The following is a 17,792-nucleotide window of genomic DNA, read 5'->3' as shown; positions in this document are numbered from 1 at the left end:
TTTATTTCACAGGTAGACCGATTCAAAGCGGGCCACGGGCGCGCCATCCTTGAGCAGGATCAGGTACTCGCCATCGAAACGGTAGCCCGTCACGCTGTTCAAATTGGCCAGCACGGCGCTTTCCAGCTGCATCAGCGGCGGCGGGCAGGCCATGCGCGTGCCCGCCAGCTGCGTGAAGCGCAGGGCCGTGCCGGCCAGCGTGTAGCCGCCCATGACCTGGTTGCAGCCCGTAAAACCATGGACCTTGCCATCGTCGGTGAGCGTGATGCGCACTTCGCGCTCCTGCCCGGGCGCCATCGTCACGGGGGCGCCATCGAGTTCCGTCAGCTTCCAGTAGGTATTCGTCAGGCTGTACGTGGGCGCCAGGCCCGTGTCCGGCCTGGCGCTGTCGGAGGTGGCGGCGCAGCCGCCGGCCATGGCGATGGCGGCGGCGAGGGAAAGGTATTTGAGGTGATGCAGCATGGAAGGCTCCTGGGAGGGGGGGAATGCCCGCAGACTAGCAGGTTTTCCGTGCCGTTCAGCGCACGGCAGCGGCAATTGTTTCCATTTTGCCAGTCCTGGCATTAAACTCATGCTTTCCATTGTTTTAACCTTGATCGGGGAGCCGGGCCGATGCTGGAAGCGCAAGCGCTGGATAACCGACTGGTCGCCACCACTGGCGACGACGTGCTGGTCGACCGCATCGTGCCCGGCGCGCCGCTGGTCATCGCCTTCGGCTTCGTCTCGTGGACCACGCGTCCCGCCTTCGATTTTTACGGGCGCCTGAGAAAGCTCGAGCAGGCCAGCGGCCAGCATCTGAACAAGATCCTCGTGCGCGATTCGGGCAACGCCTGGTACCACCGCCGCATCGCGGGGCTGGGCAATCATGTCGATGAAACGGCGCAAGCCTTGCGCGATCTCGTGCGCCGCATCGCGCCAAGTACCGTCACCACCGTCGGCCAGTCCATGGGCGGTTACGCGGCCGTCATGTATGGCTTGCTGCTCGAGGCGCAGCAAATCGTCGCCTTCGGGCCGCTGTCTTTTCTCGACGTGCAGCAGGCGCGTTTGTACCACGAACTGCGCTGGCTGCCCGTGATGGAATCGCTGGCGCAAGACCCGCCAGCCTCCGGCTATTACGACCTGGCGGCCCTGTGCCGCGCCAGGGCCACCGAATATACGCGGATGCACCTGCTGTTCGGCACGCGGCCTGACGCGGCCAACGCGGGAGGCAGTGCCAGCGAATCGGTCAACCTCGACGCCATGCATGCGCAGCGCCTGGCCGCGTTTGGCCGCTGCACCCTGCATCCGTTTCCCCACTCGGGCCACGCGGTGGTGCAGCACCTGATCGACACGAAGCGCATCAACGGCTTGCTGGCAAGCTGCATACTCGGTCTCACCTTGGACGATGAACCGATGCCGGACATCAGCCGCGAATGGCAGGACTGGGTGGCGGAAAACCTGCGCCTGGGCTGCGCCGGCGAACAGCTGGTGGCGGTGCTGCAGCAGCACGGCTTTTCGCTGGCCAGCAGCATGGCGGCCGTGGATGCGGCGCGCGCCAAGGCCATATGACGCCGCAGTTCGAACTCGACACCCTGAAAATCCGCATCGCCGCTCCCGGACTGGCGGCGCTCGACCTGCGCGTGCGCGTGCAGCGCGCGCTGCGCCAGCTGATACTCGACGGCGTGCTGGCGCCCGGCGTGCGCCTGCCGGCCACGCGCACGCTGGCGCAATCGCTGGGCGTGTCGCGCGACACGGTGGAAATGGCGTATGCGCAGCTGCGCCTCGATGGCTATCTGCGGCGCCAGGCGGGATCGGGCAGTTTCGTCTCGCCGACGATAGGCGCGAGCTTGCTGGGCAAGCCTGCGACGACGTTGCCGTCCTTGTCCGCGCAGCCGGTGGCGCTCAGCGCGCGCGGCGCGCAGATACTCGCCAGCGGCGGCGTGGCCGACCAGCAAAGCGTGAAGGCGTTTGCCACGGGCTTGCCGGAAACGCGGGCCTTTCCGCTCGACGTGTGGGAGCGCTTGCGGCGCCAGGCGGCCGGCGAACACCATGCGGGCATGCTGCTGCACGGCGACCCGCAAGGCGCGGAGCCGCTGCGCCAGGCCATCGCCGACTATGTGAACCTGGAGCGGGGCGCGCGGGCCACGGCCGATCAGGTGCTGGTGCTGAGCAGCACGCGCCAGGCCCTGTACCTGTGCGCGCAGGTGCTGGCCGACGCGCATGGTCCCATCCTGATGGAAGATCCCGGCTATTTCGGCGCGCGCAAGGCCTTCGAGATGGCGCAATTGCAGATCGTGCCCGTGCCCGTCGATGCGCATGGCCTGTCCATCGACCACCTGCGCGCGGACCGCAGCGGAGCCAGCACGATTTACGTCACGCCGTCGCATCAATACCCGACGGGCGCCACCCTGGCGCTCGAGCGCCGCCTGGCCCTGACCGCCTGGGCCGCCGAGCGTCAGGGCTGGATCATCGAAGACGATTACGACAGCCAGTTTCACTACGCGGGCTTGCCGACGGCCTGCGTGCAGGGGCTCGATACGCAGCAGCGCACGATTTACCTGGGCACCTTCGCCAAGTCGCTGTATCCCGGTCTGCGCATCGGCTACATGGTGCTGCCGCCCGCGCTGGTGAAACCGATGACGTATGCGCGCAGCATTCTCGATGGCCATACGCCGCAGCTGGACCAGCTGACACTGGCCCGTTTCATCGCCGATGGCCATTTCGCGGCCCATGTGCGCGCCATGCGCAAGGTCTACGCCGTGCGCCGCGATGCGATGGCGCAGGCCGTGCAGCGGCATTTGCCGCACGTCGTCACGGCGCAGCTGCCGCCGGGCGGCTTGCAGATGCCATGTCTGCTGCACGAGGGCAGGGACGAGCTGGACACGCTGCGCCTGGCGGCGCAGGCGGGCATCGTGCTGCCGGGCCTGAGCCGCTTGTACGCGACGCCGCCGGAACGCGGTGGCTGGCTGCTGGGCTTTGCGGCGCTCACGCCGCACGAGATCGACAGCGGCATCGTCCGCCTGGCCCGCGCGCTGGGGTGAGCGCGCAAGTGGTCTGCCGTATGTGAAGAAATTGGCCTGCCTGAGCAGTCCATGCGACCATTAAGATGCTCCCTTTCAATGGCAGGGGCATACACATGACAGCAACCACCACCACCGCCGCGATGGCCGACCGGGCGCGCTGGCGCGACCTGGCGTCCCCCGCCATGGCGGCCTTCATCTCCGTCCTCGTCAACTATGGCGGCACCTTCGTGCTGGTGTTCCAGGCGGCCCAGCTGGCCCAGCTGAGCGCTGCGCAGACGGCGTCCTGGGTCTGGTCGCTGAGCATCGGCGTGGGCGTGACGGGCATCTGGCTCAGCTACCGCTACCGCGCTCCCATCATCACGGCCTGGTCCACGCCCGGCGTGGCTTTCCTGGCCACCGTCATGCCGCATACGCCGTATGCCGAGGTGATCGGCGCGTATATCATTTCCGCCATCGCCTTCATTGTGCTGGGCATGTCCGGCGCCTTCGAGCGCCTGGTGCGGCTGATTCCTGGCGGCATCGCCGCCGGTTTGCTGGCCGGCATCCTGCTGCAGTTTGGCGTCAACGCGTTTGGCGGCGCCAGCGCCGATCCCGTGCTGGTCGTCGTATTGCTGCTGTCGTACGCCGTGCTGCGTCGTTTTACGGCACGTTTTGCCGTGGTGGGCATCATGCTGATCGGTCTGGCCCTGCTGCTGGCGCAGGGGCGCATCGATGCGCAAGGCATCGAACTGGCCCTGGCCGCACCCGTGTTCGAGATGCCGCGCTTTTCCGTGGCGTCGCTGCTGGGCGTGGCGCTGCCCCTGTTCCTGATTACGCTGACGGGGCAATACATGCCCGGCATGCTGGTGCTGCGCAATGACGGCTACGCCGTCAGCGCCAATCCGATTTTGACGGTGACGGGCCTCGGTTCGCTGCTCATGGCGCCGTTCGGCGCGCACGCCTTCAATGTGGCCGCCATCACGGCCGCCATCTGCACGGGCAAGGATGCCCATGCGGACCCGTCGAAGCGCTATGTGGCGGGCCTGGTGTGCGGCGTGCTGTACATCCTCGTGGGCATCTTTGGCGTGACCCTGGCCAGCCTGTTCATGGTCTTGCCGCGCCCCTTCATCACGGCGCTGGCGGGCCTGGCCCTGCTGGGCGCCATCGGCAACAGCCTGGCGCAGGCGATGGCGGACGCGCGCATGCGCGAAACGGCCCTGATTACTTTCCTGGCCACGGCCGCGAACGTGACCCTGCTGGGCGTGGGCGGCGCCCTGTGGGGACTGGCGGCGGGGCTGGCTGCGCATGGGCTGATGCATGGCTGGCGCAAGGCGGCATAGCAAGACAGGTTGCCCATGTTGCCAGGCGGCGCATACAATTGCTGCGCCCGTGCCCGTTGGCACCGTACTTTCTCCGATGTGAGCGATGGACGACCTGACTTCCCTGGCGCAGTATCTGCTGGCGATCACGCCTGCCTTCCTCGTCTGCGCCGCCATGCTGCTGGCTATTCCCCGGACGGTACCGCTGCTGCGCGTGCTCGTGCATATCCTGTTTTTCGTGCTGGCGCGCGACGCGATGACGGCGCACGGCTACTGGCAAGTGGCGGCGGGCGGCTTGCGCTTCACGGCGCCGCCGCCGGTCTTGCTGGCGCTGGGCGCCATGTCGCTGGGGCTGGTGGCAAGCACGTGTTGGCTGGAAAGCGAGGCGCGCGGCCAGATCCGCTGGCTGGGCATGCGGCCAGCCCTGTCCGTGCTGCTCGGCGTGGCGGGCGCGTGCGTGATCGTTGCGCTGGCGGCGGGCTTGAAAGCGCTGTTCGGCTTGCCGTCCTTGCCGCCCGTCGCGTCATCCACGCTGCCCTTGCTGCTGGGTTTTGCGCTGGCGGCCAACTGTTATGAGGAATTGCTGTTCCGCGGCTTGCTGCAGCAGCAATTGCGCGCCTGGCTGCCCGCCTGGCGCGCGGTGCTGGTGTCGGGCATGCTGTTCGGCCTGTGCCACGCCTTTCTCGCCACCACCGTCACGCAGGTGGGCGCGCCCATCCTCGTGTTCACCGTGATCGAAGGCGTGGTGGCGGGGCTGGTATATTGCCGTGCCGGCTTGTTGGGCGCATCGCTGGCCCATGGCCTGGCGATTTTTGCGCTGGCGGCCGGCTGGGTGTGAATGTCTACTAATTAATGAAAAGCGAGAAAGCGATGCCTGTCAGTTCCTACCTGAATACCCGTCCCGTGCTGGGCGAAAGAGTCTACCTGCATGACACGGCGCAAGTGATTGGCGACGTGCGGATCGGCGACGACTGTTCCATCTGGTGCAACAGCGTGCTGCGCGGCGACGTCAACCGCATCGTCATCGGCGAGGGCAGCAATATCCAGGACTTTTCCATGGGCCATGTGTCGCACAGGAATGCGGCCAAGCCCGATGGCTCGCCCTTGACCATCGGTAACTACGTGACCATCGGCCATTCCGTGATCTTGCACGGCTGCACGATTGGCGACGAATGCCTGATCGGCATGGGCAGCATCGTCATGGATGACGTCGTGGTGGAAAAGCACGTGATGCTGGGCGCGGGCAGCCTGGTATCGCCGGGCAAGGTGCTGGAAAGCGGCCATCTGTACGTGGGCCGGCCCGCCGCCAAGGTGCGCGCACTGACCGAGGCGGAGATCGCCTACCTGCGCTATTCGGCCGAGCATTATGTGCGCGTCAAGAACAATTATCTGGCCGGCGGCGACGACGCCTGACCGCCAGCGCCATCAAGGCGGCGCAGTTCCGGCCGCGGCGCCAGGTCGTGCGGCAGGCGCAGGCCTGACACGAGGCCCAGGCGCCGCAAGAGCAGCAGCATCCACCAGCCCGGGTCCCATTCGCCCGGCAGCAGGCCCAGCCTGGCCGAGCCTGGATACGCATGATGGTTGTTGTGCCAGCATTCGCCCATGGTCAGCAGCGACGTCAGGCGGATATTCCTGCCTTGTACGGCGGCGCCATGGACCTCGAAGTGCATCTGCCCATGGTTGTGGGCGAAGTAGCCGATCAGCCAGTGACCGAGCACGCCGGCGCTGACCCGCGCGCAGACGCCCCAGCAGACGAAGCCCCAGCCGCCCCAGGCATAGAACAGCACGGCCCATGGCAATTGCTGCAGCATCCAGGTTCTTTCCAGGAAACGGTAAAAGCGGTCGAGCGCGATGCGCGGCTCGATGGCGATGTGGGGCGGGTGGTCGAGATCGAGGCGGCAGAATAATTGCCACCATGCATCGCGCCAGAAGCCGGCGCCGTGGCGCAGATAGGGATGGCAAGCGGGCAGGCGCTGCGCATAGTCGCGCAGCTCGTGCTGGCGCAGCAGGCCCAGCGGGCCGCTGAGGCCCACCAGCACGCCCAGGTAGACGAGTACATATTCCAGCCATGGCGGGCATGCAAAGCTGTCGTGGATCAGCTTGCGGTGGCTGCCCAGCGAGTGGCCGAACAGCAGGACGACGGCCGTGCCGGCCGCAAACAGCAGCAGGCCCATCCAGCTGAAGAAGAGCAGGGCGCCCGTCACGGCGCCGGCCAGCATGGCTAGCAGCCACAGCGATTGCAGCGGCGCGTAACGCACCGTGCCGTCGAGGACGCTGCCGGCATGGGTGGCGCGGGCGCGGTGGCCGTCCAGGCTGGCTGCGGACATCAGCCCTTGGGGGCCGACGACGGTTGCGTGTACTTGTCGAAGTTGGTGATGTAGTCGTTGAAGTTGTCGGTCAGCATGCGCTTGTACTGTTCCGTGAAGAAGGCCACGGCGCCTTCCTTCTCTTCCTGCATCTTGGCCACGTCGTTGCTCTTGCTGGCGACGAGGAAGGCGTTGAAGCGGGCGGCCGCGTACAGCAGCGAGGTGGCCACTTCATTGCCGCCGCTGTGCATGCATTGTTCATTGGCCAGGGCGATGACCTGGTCGGCGCGTTCCCAGAATTCCGGGCCCGGTGCTGGTTTTGTCGTTGGTGTGCTCATAGAAATCCCTCATGAAAGTGCGCGCCAGTCTACACAGGGGGGCGCGGGCTGTCCAGCCGCGCGGCTGCCTGTCAGGGCGCTTGCAGGATCTGTGCGACCAGCACGGCCAGCGGCTGGCGGATGTCGAGCACCATGCCGGCTTCGTCCGGCAGCAGCGGCTGCAGGGTGGCCAGCTGGCTGTCGAGCAGGCTGGCCGGCATGAAATGGCCGGGGCGCTGCAAGCGGTTTTCCAGCACGGCGCGCGGGCCGTCCAGGTGGGCGAAGCGCAGGGCCGGGTCGCCTTCGCGCAGCACGTCGCGGTAGGCGCGCTTCAGGGCCGAGCAGGAGACGACGAGGCCGCTGCCTTGCGCGCGGGCCGTGGCGATCCGGTCGCGCAGGGCGGCCAGCCAGCCGGCCCGGTCGGCATCGTCGAGCGCGATGCCGGCGGCCATCTTGGCCACGTTTTCCGGAGAATGCACGTCGTCGCCTTCCACGTAGGGCACGTGCAAGGCCTCGGCCAGCAGGCTGCCGACGGCGCTCTTGCCGCAGCCGGACACACCCATCACGACCCAGCGCACGGCGGGCACGCCCATGGTCAAGGGGCCGAGACGATGACGGTGACGCGGCGGTTTTCCGCCTTGCCCGTCTTGCTGGCATTCGAGGCCACGGGTTTGCTCATGCCCAGGCCCTTGACGCTGATGTTATCGCGTGGAATGCCCGATGCGCTCATGGCGTCGGCCACCACGTTGGCGCGCGCCAGCGACAGCTTGTTGTTGTACGCTTCCGTGCCTTCGTTGTCCGTATGGCCTTCCACGCGCATGTGTGTGATGCCCACTTTCAGCAGGGCGGCGCTGATTTTCTGGATGGCCATGCGGCTCGGCGGCGTCAGCTTGGCGGCGTCGAATTCGAACAGCAGCTTGTCGGTAAAGCTCAGTTCCCAGCCTTCGTCGGTCTGGTTGAAGCCTTGCTCTTTCAGGGTGGCGACTTGCTCGGGGCTGAACAGCGGCTTGTTCTCGGGCGTGCTTTGGCAGGCGGCCAGCAGGCCCAGCATGAACAGGCCGAGTAAGCCGCGGCGTAATTGCTTGTAGATGAATTGCATGGTGTTGCTCCTTGGTTCAGGGGTGAATTTGGGGTTGCGGCAGGCGCGCCACCTGGCGCGTGCCGCGCTGCGCCTGCTTCGCGCGGTACATGGCTTCGTCGGCCGCGCCGACCAGCGAGATGGCGTCGATGGCGTGATCGGGGAAGACGGCCACGCCGATCGTCAGCGAGCTGACGATGCTGTTGCCGGTGGGCAGTTCAATGGCTTGCGCCATGGCGGCGATGATGTTGTCGGCGATGTGCATGGCGTCGCTGCTGTTGCGCAGCGGCTTGAGCACGATGGCGAATTCGTCGCCGCCCAGGCGCGCCACCAGGTCGCCCTCGCGCAATTGCTGCTTGATGCGGGCGGCGATCGTCACCAGTACGCGGTCGCCCGAGGCATGGCCGAAGGTGTCGTTGATGTACTTGAACCGGTCGCTGTCGAGGAACAGCACGGCCACCTTGCCATTGCCGACCCGCGCTTCGAGGATGGCGCGTTCCAGTTCCGCTTCCATGAAGGCGCGGTTCGACAGGCCCGTCAGGCTGTCGTGGTTGGCGCGGTGCGACAGCGAAGCGTGTTCCTTCTGCAGGTGGCTTTGCCACGCTTCCAGTTCGTCGAGCAGGGCGTTGAAGTCGTCATTGATCTGGTTCAGCTCGGCAATATTGGCGGGCGGCACGCGCAGTTCGAACGAGCGGTCGCGCCGCACGCGGTGGGCCGTTTCCGCCAGGTGGCGCAGCGGCGACGTGATCTCCGTTTCCATGCTGCGCGACAGGCGCACGGCGACGACCAGGCTCAGCACCAGGCAAGCGAGCAGGCAGGTCAGGCCGCTGAGCAGGAAGGGCAGCAGGCTGCGGCTGTGCGGTACCAGTCTGATGCTGCCGATCGCCTGTTCGTTGCGCGTGATGGGGAAGGTCAGCGAATCGGGCAGCATCCAGCCCGTCAGCGCGCGTTCGATGTAGTAGCGCGTGCCGTGCTCGCCCCGTTCCCAGCGGGCCAGCACCTTGCCGGCCTGGTCGCTCACCTGCGCCTGGTCGATATCTTCATTGACGCCGATCAGGGCCAGCGCTTCCCTGGCGGCCAGGGAGTCGCCAAAGACGACGGCCCCTTCCACCGTGTAGCTCATCGAACGGGCCACCAGGCGCAGGTTCTGGTCCGAATACACGCGCAGGGCCAGCAGTGCCACGGCCGTCAGGGTCAGGCCGGCCGCCAGCACGGCGATCAGCGACACGCTCAGGTGGGCGCGCCGCAGCACGCTGTCGAGCGTGGGGCGGGGCTTGCGGGCAGGCTTGTTGCTCATGCGGGCGCTCATGGCGGCGGTCCCTTGCGACGTGCAATTTGCAAGGCGTTCGGATGCACGCGCAGGCCGCTGCGGGCGATGGCGTCGAGGTTTACGTCAAAGCCGATCTGCCCCTCGGCCAGACGCAGGCAGAACATGGTGCCCACGGTGCAGGCCGTGCCCGGTTCGGCGACCGATAAAATCGGCTTGCCGATGATCTGCGTCAGCAGATGCTCGCGTTCGCCCTCGGGCAGGCTGCCCAGGTAGACGACGTCGCATTCGCTGGCAGCGCTTGCCAGCGCGGGGATTTTCACGCGGATGCGCTGGCCCAGGCTGGAGGCTGGCGTGTCGACGATGGCCGCGCCGTAGTGGGGCGTACCGAGCATGCACACGCGCACTTCCTGGCGCGCCACGGGCCAGCGCACATAGCTGATGATGCCAAACAGGACCTGGGCCACTTCGGCCGGACGCCTGGCGTCGGCCGCCGCGCCCGCTTGCGCCCACGCCGCGCACGGCGCCAGCGCAGCGCAGGCGAGCAGCGCGGCCAGCAGCACGACAGCGGGCAGGACGGACGGCGCGGAGCGCTGCCGGTGGCGGAGGGAGGAGGGCACGGCGTCGGTGTCTTTATGCAGGTCGGTGGCTATTCAAATAGTTACTCAGCAACACAGACTGTACGGAAGTCCGTGTTGAAAGTAAATCACGGCATGACGCCATAAACCTTGCATTATAAACACGAATGTGAAAACTTGCATTCTTTACCATGAGAATTACTTATCAACACTGCCGTGGCGCGCTAAAGTGTTGCTATTCTTCCAGTGTCGCTTCCAGCAAGTCGATTTCGCGCAGCAGGCGCAAATGGATGGTGTCGTCCAGTTCGCCCGAGATGCGGCGGCGGAACAGCTCGTCGCGCTCGGCATTGAGCGCTTCCAGGCGCAGCGCCCGTTCGGCCTTGGCCAGTTCCTGCAAGCGCATCGCCTCGTCGTTGCTGCTTTCGCCATAGGCGAGGCGGCGCCGGTAGGCTTCGATCAGGCGGTTGGCCGCCTCCGTGACGACTTGCTGCTTGTCATTCTTGTCGATGCCTTCGCACACTTTTTCCAGCCGCGCGATGGCCGCTTCAGCGGCGGCGGCGCGGGCATTGCGCTCTTCCGTCGAACGGCGCGCGGGCGGCGCGAATACGAGGCCCTTGGTCAGCAGGGGCAGGGTGACGCTGGCCAGCAGCAGCGACAGCAAAATCACGCCCATAGCCAGGAAGATGACGAGGTCGCGCGCGGGAAAGCGCGTGCCGTCGGGCAGGAACAAGGGCAGGGTCAGTATGCCGGCCAGGGTCAGCGCGCCGCGCACGCCCGCGAACGACGCCACCAGCAGCAATCGCAGGCTGGGGCGCGCCAGCAGCGCCGCGTCCTTCGGCTCGCCCGCCACCTTCTTGTGGTGCTTGAACAGGGTCAGTTTCATCGAGATGAAGACCCAGAGGAAGCGCATGAAGGTCAGCCCCACCGTGATGGCGATGACGAACAGCGGCAGTTTCCAGGCGCTGCCGGCGCCGATTTCGGCCGATGCGGCCGGCAAGCCGGCCACGGTGGCGGGCAGTTGCGCGCCCAGCATGACGAAGATCACGCCATTCAAGACCAGTTGCACGGTATCCCAGACGGCCTTGCGCTGGGTGCGCGTGGCGGCCAGCGGACGGCCGATCAGGTCGGCATAATGCATGGACACGCCCGCCGTGGCGGCGGCCAGGATGCCGGAGCCGTGGATTTGCTCGGCGCCCAGGTAGGCGGCGAACGGGATCAGGATGCTGATCAGGATTTGCAGGCCAGGCTCTTCGCCAACCTTGCTCACCAGCCATTTATTCGCCAGGCCCACGCCCCAGGAGATGCCCAGGCCGATGACGATGCCGCCGCCCGCTTCCTGCAGGAAACTCAGCGAGGCGGCGCCGATGGAAAAGCCGCCCGTCATCATGGCGCCCACGGCAAACGTGAAGCAGACCAGGCCCGAAGCGTCATTGAGCAAGGATTCGCCTTCGAGGATGTGCATCAGGCGCGGCGGGATGGGATTGCCGGCCGCGATGGCCGAGACGGCCACGGGGTCCGTCGGCGAGAGGATGGCGCCCAACGCGAAGGCGACGGCCAGCGGCACGCTGGGGATCAGCCAGTCGATAAAGAAACCCATGCCCAGCACGGTAAACAGCACCAGGCCGATGGCTAGCATCAGGATCGAGCGCGCGTCGGAAAAGAAGGCGCCCTTGGGAATGCGCCAGCCATCGAGAAACAGCAGCGGCGGAATGAAGAGCAGGAAGAAGATGTCGGGATCGAGCGGCACTTGCACGCCAAACAGGGCCAATCCCGTACCGCCGGCGATCTGGATCAGCGGCAGCGGCAGCTTGACCCAGCGCGAGCGGGCGAGAAAGCCGCACAGGACGACGGTCAACACGAGGATGAGGATGATGGTAACGGTATGCATGAAGAAGCGGCGGCGTGCTGAAACGCTGATTATAAGGCGCAGCCCGCCTGCGGCACGACCTCCGTGTCATTGCGTACATACAACAAGTCACAATCGCGGTAAGATTGTCACCGTGGCCTTGTTGCGGCCGCCATTGGCTGGCGGTCCGTGCGCCTTGCTTTTACCCTGGCCTTTACTTTTCATTGGTTCCTGTTTTGCTCAAGAAAATCCTCACCGGCCTGCTGCTGTCGCTGGCATTGCTCATCGTCGCGGCGCTGGCCGCCTACCTGTATTACTGGCGCCCCGCGCTGGCGCCCATCGATCCGCCCGCCGCCACGGCTTTTTCCCCGCAAGTGGTGGAGCGGGGCCGCATCCTGGCCGGCATGGGCAATTGCGCCGCCTGCCATACGGCCAGGGGCGGCGCCGAGTACGCGGGCGGCCACGGCCTGGCCACGCCGTTCGGCACGATCTATGCGACGAATATCACGCCCGACAGGCAGACGGGGATCGGCCGCTGGTCGCTGGCCGCCTTCCAGCGCGCCATGCGCGAAGGCGTGGGCCGCGATGGCGCGCATTTGTATCCCGTCTTTCCGTACACCCATTTCAACCTGGTCTCGGACGCCGACCTGACGGCCCTGTACGCGTATTTCATGACGCGCCCGCCCGTGTATGCGGCCGCGCCCGCCAACAGCGTGCCGTTCCCCCTGAACTTGCGGCCGCTACAGGCTGGCTGGAAGCTGCTGTTTTTCAAGCCGGCCAGCTATCGACTGGATCCCGCGCAAGGGCTGGACTGGAACAGGGGCCGCTATCTGGCCGAGGGTCTGGCCCATTGCGCCGCCTGTCACACGCCGCGCAATGCGCTGGGTGCCGAGCTTGCCGGTTCGGCCTATCTGGGCGCTGCCATCGACCACTGGTATGCGCCGGCCTTGACCAGCGCCAACACGGCGCCCTTGCCGTGGACGCAGGACGAGCTGTACGCCTTTTTGCGCACGGGGGCGACGGCCTTGCACGGCGTGGCGGCAGGTCCCATGTCGGCCGTCGTGCACGAAGGCATGGGCGCGTCGCCCGACAGCGATATCCGTGCCTTGTCCGTGTATTTTGCCGGCGTGGCCGGGGCCGAGCAGCGCAAGGTGGATGCGGATGCCGTGGTGAAAGCCGGCATCGAACGCTCGCAGCGCGTCAGCCTGGTCGACAACGACCGTGGCGCCAGCCTGTACGTGGCCGCCTGCGCCGCGTGCCATTCGAACAGCGATGGAAAACCCGCGGCCTTGCGCCCGGAACTGAGCCTGAACAGCGCCGTCAGCGCGCCCGATCCCGCCAACCTGATCCAGGTGATATTGCATGGCATCGGCAAGGACGAGGCCATGTCCGGCGTGCTGATGCCGGGCTTTGCCGCCTCGCTGACGGACAACGACGTGGCCAACCTGGCCGCCTATCTGCGCCGCAGCCGCAGCCACCAGCCGGCCTGGACGAACCTGGAAGCGGCCGTGGCACGCGCACGCGCCGGCAAGTGATACTTGAAAGTGTCTTAAATATTTATGTATAACATTACCGTCAATGGCCAGCCCTTCGGCACCGAGGCCGATGCCGAAACACCGCTGCTGTGGGTGCTGCGCGACGAAGCCCATTTGAAAGGCACCAAGTTTGGCTGCGGCATCGGCATGTGCGGCGCCTGCACCGTGCACGTCGATGGGCGCGCCATGCGCTCGTGCATCACGCCGATTGCCGCCGTGGCCGGTTGCGCCATCACTACCATCGAAGGCCTCTCGCCGGACGGCACGCATCCGCTGCAGCGGGCGTGGCTTGCCACGCAGGCGCCCCAGTGCGGCTATTGCCAGTCGGGCCAGATCATGCAGGCGGCTACCTTGTTGAAGGACTATCCGCAGCCGACCGATGCGAATATCGATGCCGTCATGAGCGGCAACCTGTGCCGCTGCATGGCGTATGTGCGCATCCGCAAGGCGATCAAGCTGGCGGCCGGCATGCAGGAGGCGCCCGGTGTTTAAGTTGCCGAAAGAAAATTCAGGGGCCCGTGCTCCTTCGCCGGGCCGGCGCGGCTTCCTGATCGCCGCCGCCGGCACGGGGTTTACCCTGGCCTTCCTGCGCGCGGACAGCTCATCGGCCGCCGGCAAGGCGGCGCCCGCGCCGCCGACAAAGTCCACCGCGCCCGAGTTCGATCCCAGCATCTGGTTCCAGATCGGCCGGGACGGCATCGTCACCGTCAATATCGCCAAGGCGGAAATGGGCCAGCACATCGGCACGGCCCTGGCGCGCATCGTTGCCGAAGAACTGGAAGCGGACTGGAGCAAGGTACGCCTGCATTACGTGGACACGGACCCGAAATGGGGCTTGATGGTGACGGGCGGCAGCTGGTCTGTCTGGCAGAACTTCGATCCGCTCAGCCGAGCCGGCGCGGCCGGGCGCCTCGCGCTGGTCGAGGAGGGCGCGCGCCTGCTGCGCGTGCCCGTGTCCGCCTGCCACGCCCGGCTGGGCGTCGTGCATGGCCGGGGACGCTCGATCAGCTATGGCGACATCGTGCGCCGTGGCAAGCTGGCGCGCCAGTACACGCCCGAGCAACTGAAAGCCATCGTGCTGAAAACGCCGCAGCAGCGCAGGCTGATCGGCCAGCAGGTGCAGGCGCTCGATATCCCCGCGAAAATCAATGGCACGGCCGTGTACGGCATCGATGCGCAGGTGGAGGGCATGCTGTATGCGCGTCCGAAGATCCCGCCCACGCGCTACGGTGCCAGGGTGGTCTCCATCGACGACTCGGCGGCAAAGAAAGTGAACGGCTATCTGCGCAGCGTGGCGCTGCAGGACCCCAGCGGCACGGTGCCCGGCTGGGTCATGGTGGTGGCCGAAACATATGCGGCCGCCATGCGCGCGGCCGACCTGGTGCAGGTGAAATGGCGGGCCGGCGCGGCCGCCCACGTGTCGGAGCAGGACATCGTCAGCTATGCGGGCAAGCAGCTGGCCGACGCGGGCCTGGGCGCGCGCGTTGTCGACGATGATGGCGTGGAGCAAGCGTTCAAGGATGCCAGCCTGCAACTGGAACGCCACTACACGACCAGCACCGTGCTGCATTTCCAGCTGGAGCCCGTGAATGCGCTGGCCCAGGAAGTCGACGGCGTCTGGCATATCCATGCGGGCAATCAATGGCAATCGTTGATCCTGCCCGTGCTGGCGCAGGCGTTGAAGGTGCCGGAGAGCAAGGTCATGCTGCATACCTATTTGCTCGGCGGCGGCTTCGGTCGGCGCCTGAACGGCGATTATTGCGTGCCGGCCGCGCTGGCGGCGCAAGCCGTGGGGCGCCCCGTCAAGATGATCTGCACGCGGTCCGACGATGCCCGTTTCGATTCGCCCCGTTCGCCGTCCGTGCAGCATGTGCGCATGGCGTTCGACGAGGCCGGCAAGGTGTCGGCGATGGTGCATGAGGCCAGCGCGGGCTGGCCCACGCAAGCGCTGATCCCCGCCTTGCTGGCCAAGGATAAGCAGGGCCATCCGTACGACCCGTTCGCCATCGCCGGCGCCGACCACTGGTATGCGGTGGGCGCGCAGCGCGTGCGGGCCGTGTCGAACGACCTGGCCAACAGCAGTTTCCGCCCCGGCTGGCTGCGCTCCGTGGGGCCGGGCTGGACGAATTGGGCAGTGGAAAGTTTCATGGACGAGGCGGCGCAGGCGGCCAAGGTCGACCCGCTGGCGTTTCGTTTGTCCTTGCTGCAGGCGACGGGGCGCAATGCGGGCAGCGCGCCGAATGCCGTCGGCGGCGCCGCGCGCCTGGCCCACGTGCTGCGGCGGGTGGCCGACAAGGCGGGCTGGGGCACGGCCATGCCGCCCGACACGGGCCTGGGCATCGCCGCCACGTTCGGCCAGGAACGCGACATGCCCACCTGGACGGCCTGCGTTGCCCGGGTGAAAGTGGACCGCAGCACTTGCATGGTGAAAGTCGAAAAGCTGTTCATGGTGATCGACGCGGGCAGCATCGTCGATCCCGATGGCGCGCTGGCGCAGGCGGAAGGGGGCGCTTTGTGGGGCGTGAGCATGGCCTTGCATGAAGGCACGGCTTTTCTCAATGGCGAAGTGAAGGATACCAACCTGAACACTTACACGCCGTTGCGCATGGCCGACGTGCCCGAGCTCGACATCGAATTCGTGGCCAGCACGGCAACGTCAACGGGCATGGGCGAGCCGCCCACGACGGCCGTGGCGCCCGCGATCGGCAACGCCATCTTCGCCGCCGTAGCCTCGCGCGTGCGGCATTTGCCGATCCGCCCGGAAGCCGTGCTGAAGGGACTGGACCGGTACGGCGCCGTCTGATGCGGGCGCAGGGCGAATTTGACGTGCGCCGCGCGCGAACGGACGCAGGCTGGTACACTGAGGCTTGCCGCTCAGGGCGCGCAGGCGGTGCCCGTTCCGGCAAGATCAGCGCAAAATCTGTGCAATAGCAGCTTGATTTCAGCTCGATAGCGGAGGCAGCCATGCAAGAACAATTTGTCAGCATCACGGCCGATGAACTTCAAATGGACGGCGTGCTTGAAATGCCCGAGCGGCCCGTGGGCATCGTCCTGTTTGCCCACGGCGCGGGCGCCGATAGCGACTATCTGGGCGCCTCCAGTCACGCCACTTCCCAGGATTTTTTGCGAGCGGGCATCGCCACCTTGCGCTTCGATCAGGGCGGTATCGAGCCTGGCGGCGGCAGCAATGGCCACGCCTACTTCGTGCGCAGCGATATCGTGCTGCTGGCGCGCCAGCTGGAAAAAGCCCTGAGCTGGCTGCAAATCGACCCGTCCACCCGACGCTTGCCCTGCGGCCTGTATGGCTATGGCACCAGCGCCGCCGTCGTGATGCAGCTGGCGGCCTGGCGCAGCGCGGAGATCGCCGCGCTGGCCGTGTGCGATGGCCAGGTGGAAATGGCGGGCAAGGCGGCGCTGGAAAACGTGCGCGTGCCATCGCTGCTGATCGTGGGCGGGCGCGACCCCGACGTGGCCGGCCTGAACCGCATGGCGTTTGCCACCTTGCGCTGCGACAAGCAGCTGGAACAGATCGCCGCGCCTGGCGGCCCCGACACGCGCCACCAGGCGGCCCTGCTGGCCACGGACTGGTACACGCGCCATTTCAACGGGCATACCAGCACGGCGCAGTAATTCAATCGGCAAGTGCGTCAGGCAAGTGCATCAGGCAAGGGCGTCAGGCAAGTGCTTCAGCCAAGGGCGCGCAGATTCCGCGCATGGAAGCGCACGTGCTCTTCCATGAAGCTGGCGATGAAGTAATAGCCGTGGTCGTAGCCGGCATGGCGGCGCAGCCGCAAGGGCTGGCCGGCGTCGCGGCACGCCGCTTCGAACACCTCGGGGTACAGTTGCTCGGGCAGGAATTTGTCGGCCAGGCCCTGGTCGATCAAGATGCCTTCGGGGAACAGTGTCGGCCGGCCCTGCAGGCCGCGCATCAGCGCGCTGGCGTCGTACTGCTGCCAGCTGGCCGCGTCGCCGCCCAGGTAGCCCGTAAACGCTTTCTTGCCCCACGGACATTGGCTGGGCGCGGCGATGGGGGCGAAGGCGGAGACGGAGCGGAACAGGTCCGGCTTGCGCAGGGCCAGCACCAGCGCGCCGTGGCCGCCCATCGAGTGGCCGAAAATGCCCGTGCGTTGCGCATCGATCGCCAGTTCCTGTTCCAGCAAGGCGCGCAATTCCAGGATGTAGCTGTACATGCGGTAGTGGCGGCTCCAGGGCGCCTCGGTGGCGTCCACGTAAAAGCCGGCGCCCGCGCCGAAATCCCAGGCATCCGTCTCGCCCGCGATATTCGCGCCACGGGGGCTGGTGTCGGGGGCGATCAGGATCAGGCCTTCCTCGGCCGCCACGCGCTGCGCGCCGCCCTTGATCATGAACGTTTCTTCCGTGCAGGTCAGGCCCGCCAGGTAAAACAGGGCGGGGCGTTTGGTGCTGACGGCGCTGCCCGGCGCCATGTCGGGAATGAAGGCCGAGAAACGCATGGGCAAGCCGATGGCTTGCGCGTCGTGGCGATAAAAGCGTTGTACGCCGCCAAAACAGGCGTGTTCACTCAACAGTTCCAGCATGAATTCTCC

18 protein-coding genes are annotated in these 17,792 nt (G+C 66.5%); 9 read left to right on the top strand and 9 right to left on the bottom strand.

The features are described 5' to 3' along the window. Nucleotides 1-6 precede the first annotated feature (6 nt). The gene (locus tag OX462_RS17465; RefSeq protein ID WP_230505365.1) at nucleotides 7-462 is read right to left on the bottom strand and encodes an META domain-containing protein; all 456 of its coding nucleotides are present in this window, start codon (nucleotides 460-462) and stop codon (nucleotides 7-9) included. A 150-nt stretch (nucleotides 463-612) separates the two neighbouring features. Here OX462_RS17465 and OX462_RS17460 point away from each other — a divergent pair, with 150 nt between their 5' ends. The 5 genes from OX462_RS17460 to OX462_RS17440 all read left to right on the top strand — a co-directional run bounded on the left by OX462_RS17460 (nucleotide 613) and on the right by OX462_RS17440 (nucleotide 5,713). After that, nucleotides 613-1,548: a hypothetical protein gene (locus tag OX462_RS17460; RefSeq protein ID WP_409026661.1), complete on the top strand. Its 936-nt coding sequence runs from the start codon at nucleotides 613-615 to the stop codon at nucleotides 1,546-1,548. Further along, complete coding sequence (locus tag OX462_RS17455) at nucleotides 1,545-3,020, top strand: MocR-like pyridoxine biosynthesis transcription factor PdxR (protein WP_409026660.1); 1,476 nt, start codon at nucleotides 1,545-1,547, stop codon at nucleotides 3,018-3,020. The genes OX462_RS17460 and OX462_RS17455 overlap by 4 nt, the downstream gene beginning before the upstream one ends. Before the next feature lie 122 nt (nucleotides 3,021-3,142). Then, nucleotides 3,143-4,321 (top strand): benzoate/H(+) symporter BenE family transporter, encoded by a 1,179-nt coding sequence (locus OX462_RS17450; protein ID WP_409028756.1) that lies wholly within the window; start codon nucleotides 3,143-3,145, stop codon nucleotides 4,319-4,321. A gap of 85 nt (nucleotides 4,322-4,406) precedes the next feature. Then, the gene (locus OX462_RS17445) at nucleotides 4,407-5,138 is read left to right on the top strand and encodes a CPBP family intramembrane glutamic endopeptidase (protein ID WP_409026659.1); all 732 of its coding nucleotides are present in this window, start codon (nucleotides 4,407-4,409) and stop codon (nucleotides 5,136-5,138) included. A 32-nt stretch (nucleotides 5,139-5,170) separates the two neighbouring features. Beyond that, nucleotides 5,171-5,713 carry a gamma carbonic anhydrase family protein gene (locus OX462_RS17440; protein ID WP_409026658.1) on the top strand — a complete coding sequence of 181 codons (543 nt, stop codon included), beginning with the start codon at nucleotides 5,171-5,173 and terminating at the stop codon, nucleotides 5,711-5,713. Here OX462_RS17440 and OX462_RS17435 read toward each other — a convergent pair. The 7 genes from OX462_RS17435 to OX462_RS17405 form a co-directional block, all read right to left on the bottom strand. Next, nucleotides 5,686-6,627, bottom strand: coding sequence for an acyl-CoA desaturase (locus OX462_RS17435; RefSeq protein WP_409026657.1), 942 nt, complete (start codon nucleotides 6,625-6,627; stop codon nucleotides 5,686-5,688). The genes OX462_RS17440 and OX462_RS17435 overlap by 28 nt on opposite strands. Then, on the bottom strand, nucleotides 6,627-6,944 hold the full coding sequence (locus tag OX462_RS17430; protein WP_034782889.1) for a DUF3144 domain-containing protein: 318 nt from the start codon (nucleotides 6,942-6,944) through the stop codon (nucleotides 6,627-6,629). The genes OX462_RS17435 and OX462_RS17430 overlap by 1 nt, the downstream gene beginning before the upstream one ends. 71 nt (nucleotides 6,945-7,015) lie before the next feature. Then, nucleotides 7,016-7,516, bottom strand: coding sequence for a gluconokinase (locus OX462_RS17425; RefSeq protein ID WP_409026656.1), 501 nt, complete (start codon nucleotides 7,514-7,516; stop codon nucleotides 7,016-7,018). A gap of 2 nt (nucleotides 7,517-7,518) precedes the next feature. Beyond that, nucleotides 7,519-8,022 carry an outer membrane lipoprotein YfiB gene (locus OX462_RS17420; protein ID WP_409026655.1) on the bottom strand — a complete coding sequence of 168 codons (504 nt, stop codon included), beginning with the start codon at nucleotides 8,020-8,022 and terminating at the stop codon, nucleotides 7,519-7,521. A 16-nt stretch (nucleotides 8,023-8,038) separates the two neighbouring features. Continuing rightward, nucleotides 8,039-9,298: a diguanylate cyclase DgcN/YfiN gene (locus tag OX462_RS17415; RefSeq protein WP_409026654.1), complete on the bottom strand. Its 1,260-nt coding sequence runs from the start codon at nucleotides 9,296-9,298 to the stop codon at nucleotides 8,039-8,041. A gap of 8 nt (nucleotides 9,299-9,306) precedes the next feature. Further along, on the bottom strand, nucleotides 9,307-9,888 hold the full coding sequence (locus OX462_RS17410) for a regulatory sequestration protein YfiR (RefSeq protein WP_409026653.1): 582 nt from the start codon (nucleotides 9,886-9,888) through the stop codon (nucleotides 9,307-9,309). Nucleotides 9,889-10,081: 193 nt separating this feature from the next. Beyond that, the gene (locus OX462_RS17405; RefSeq protein WP_070218232.1) at nucleotides 10,082-11,734 is read right to left on the bottom strand and encodes a Na+/H+ antiporter; all 1,653 of its coding nucleotides are present in this window, start codon (nucleotides 11,732-11,734) and stop codon (nucleotides 10,082-10,084) included. 194 nt (nucleotides 11,735-11,928) lie between these two features. On the opposite strand from OX462_RS17405, the gene OX462_RS17400 reads away from it, so the two are divergent. The 4 genes from OX462_RS17400 to OX462_RS17385 all read left to right on the top strand — a co-directional run bounded on the left by OX462_RS17400 (nucleotide 11,929) and on the right by OX462_RS17385 (nucleotide 16,857). Further along, nucleotides 11,929-13,227: a c-type cytochrome gene (locus OX462_RS17400; protein ID WP_409026652.1), complete on the top strand. Its 1,299-nt coding sequence runs from the start codon at nucleotides 11,929-11,931 to the stop codon at nucleotides 13,225-13,227. A 24-nt stretch (nucleotides 13,228-13,251) separates the two neighbouring features. Further along, nucleotides 13,252-13,719: a (2Fe-2S)-binding protein gene (locus OX462_RS17395; RefSeq protein ID WP_070218230.1), complete on the top strand. Its 468-nt coding sequence runs from the start codon at nucleotides 13,252-13,254 to the stop codon at nucleotides 13,717-13,719. Further along, a complete protein-coding gene (locus tag OX462_RS17390; protein ID WP_409026651.1) occupies nucleotides 13,712-16,030 on the top strand; it encodes a xanthine dehydrogenase family protein molybdopterin-binding subunit in 2,319 nt (772 codons plus the stop codon). The genes OX462_RS17395 and OX462_RS17390 overlap by 8 nt, the downstream gene beginning before the upstream one ends. Nucleotides 16,031-16,191: 161 nt before the next feature. Beyond that, nucleotides 16,192-16,857 carry a dienelactone hydrolase family protein gene (locus OX462_RS17385; RefSeq protein ID WP_070218228.1) on the top strand — a complete coding sequence of 222 codons (666 nt, stop codon included), beginning with the start codon at nucleotides 16,192-16,194 and terminating at the stop codon, nucleotides 16,855-16,857. A gap of 56 nt (nucleotides 16,858-16,913) precedes the next feature. On the opposite strand, the gene fghA is transcribed toward OX462_RS17385, so the two are convergent. Continuing rightward, a complete protein-coding gene (gene fghA, locus OX462_RS17380) occupies nucleotides 16,914-17,783 on the bottom strand; it encodes an S-formylglutathione hydrolase (protein WP_409026650.1) in 870 nt (289 codons plus the stop codon). Nucleotides 17,784-17,792 lie beyond the last annotated feature (9 nt).

This window comes from Janthinobacterium aestuarii, from assembly GCF_046113285.1.
In the GTDB taxonomy this organism is placed as follows: Bacteria; Pseudomonadota; Gammaproteobacteria; order Burkholderiales; family Burkholderiaceae_D; genus Janthinobacterium.
Note: the sequence above shows the minus strand (reverse complement) of the source record. Positions and strands in the feature narration are given on the sequence as shown.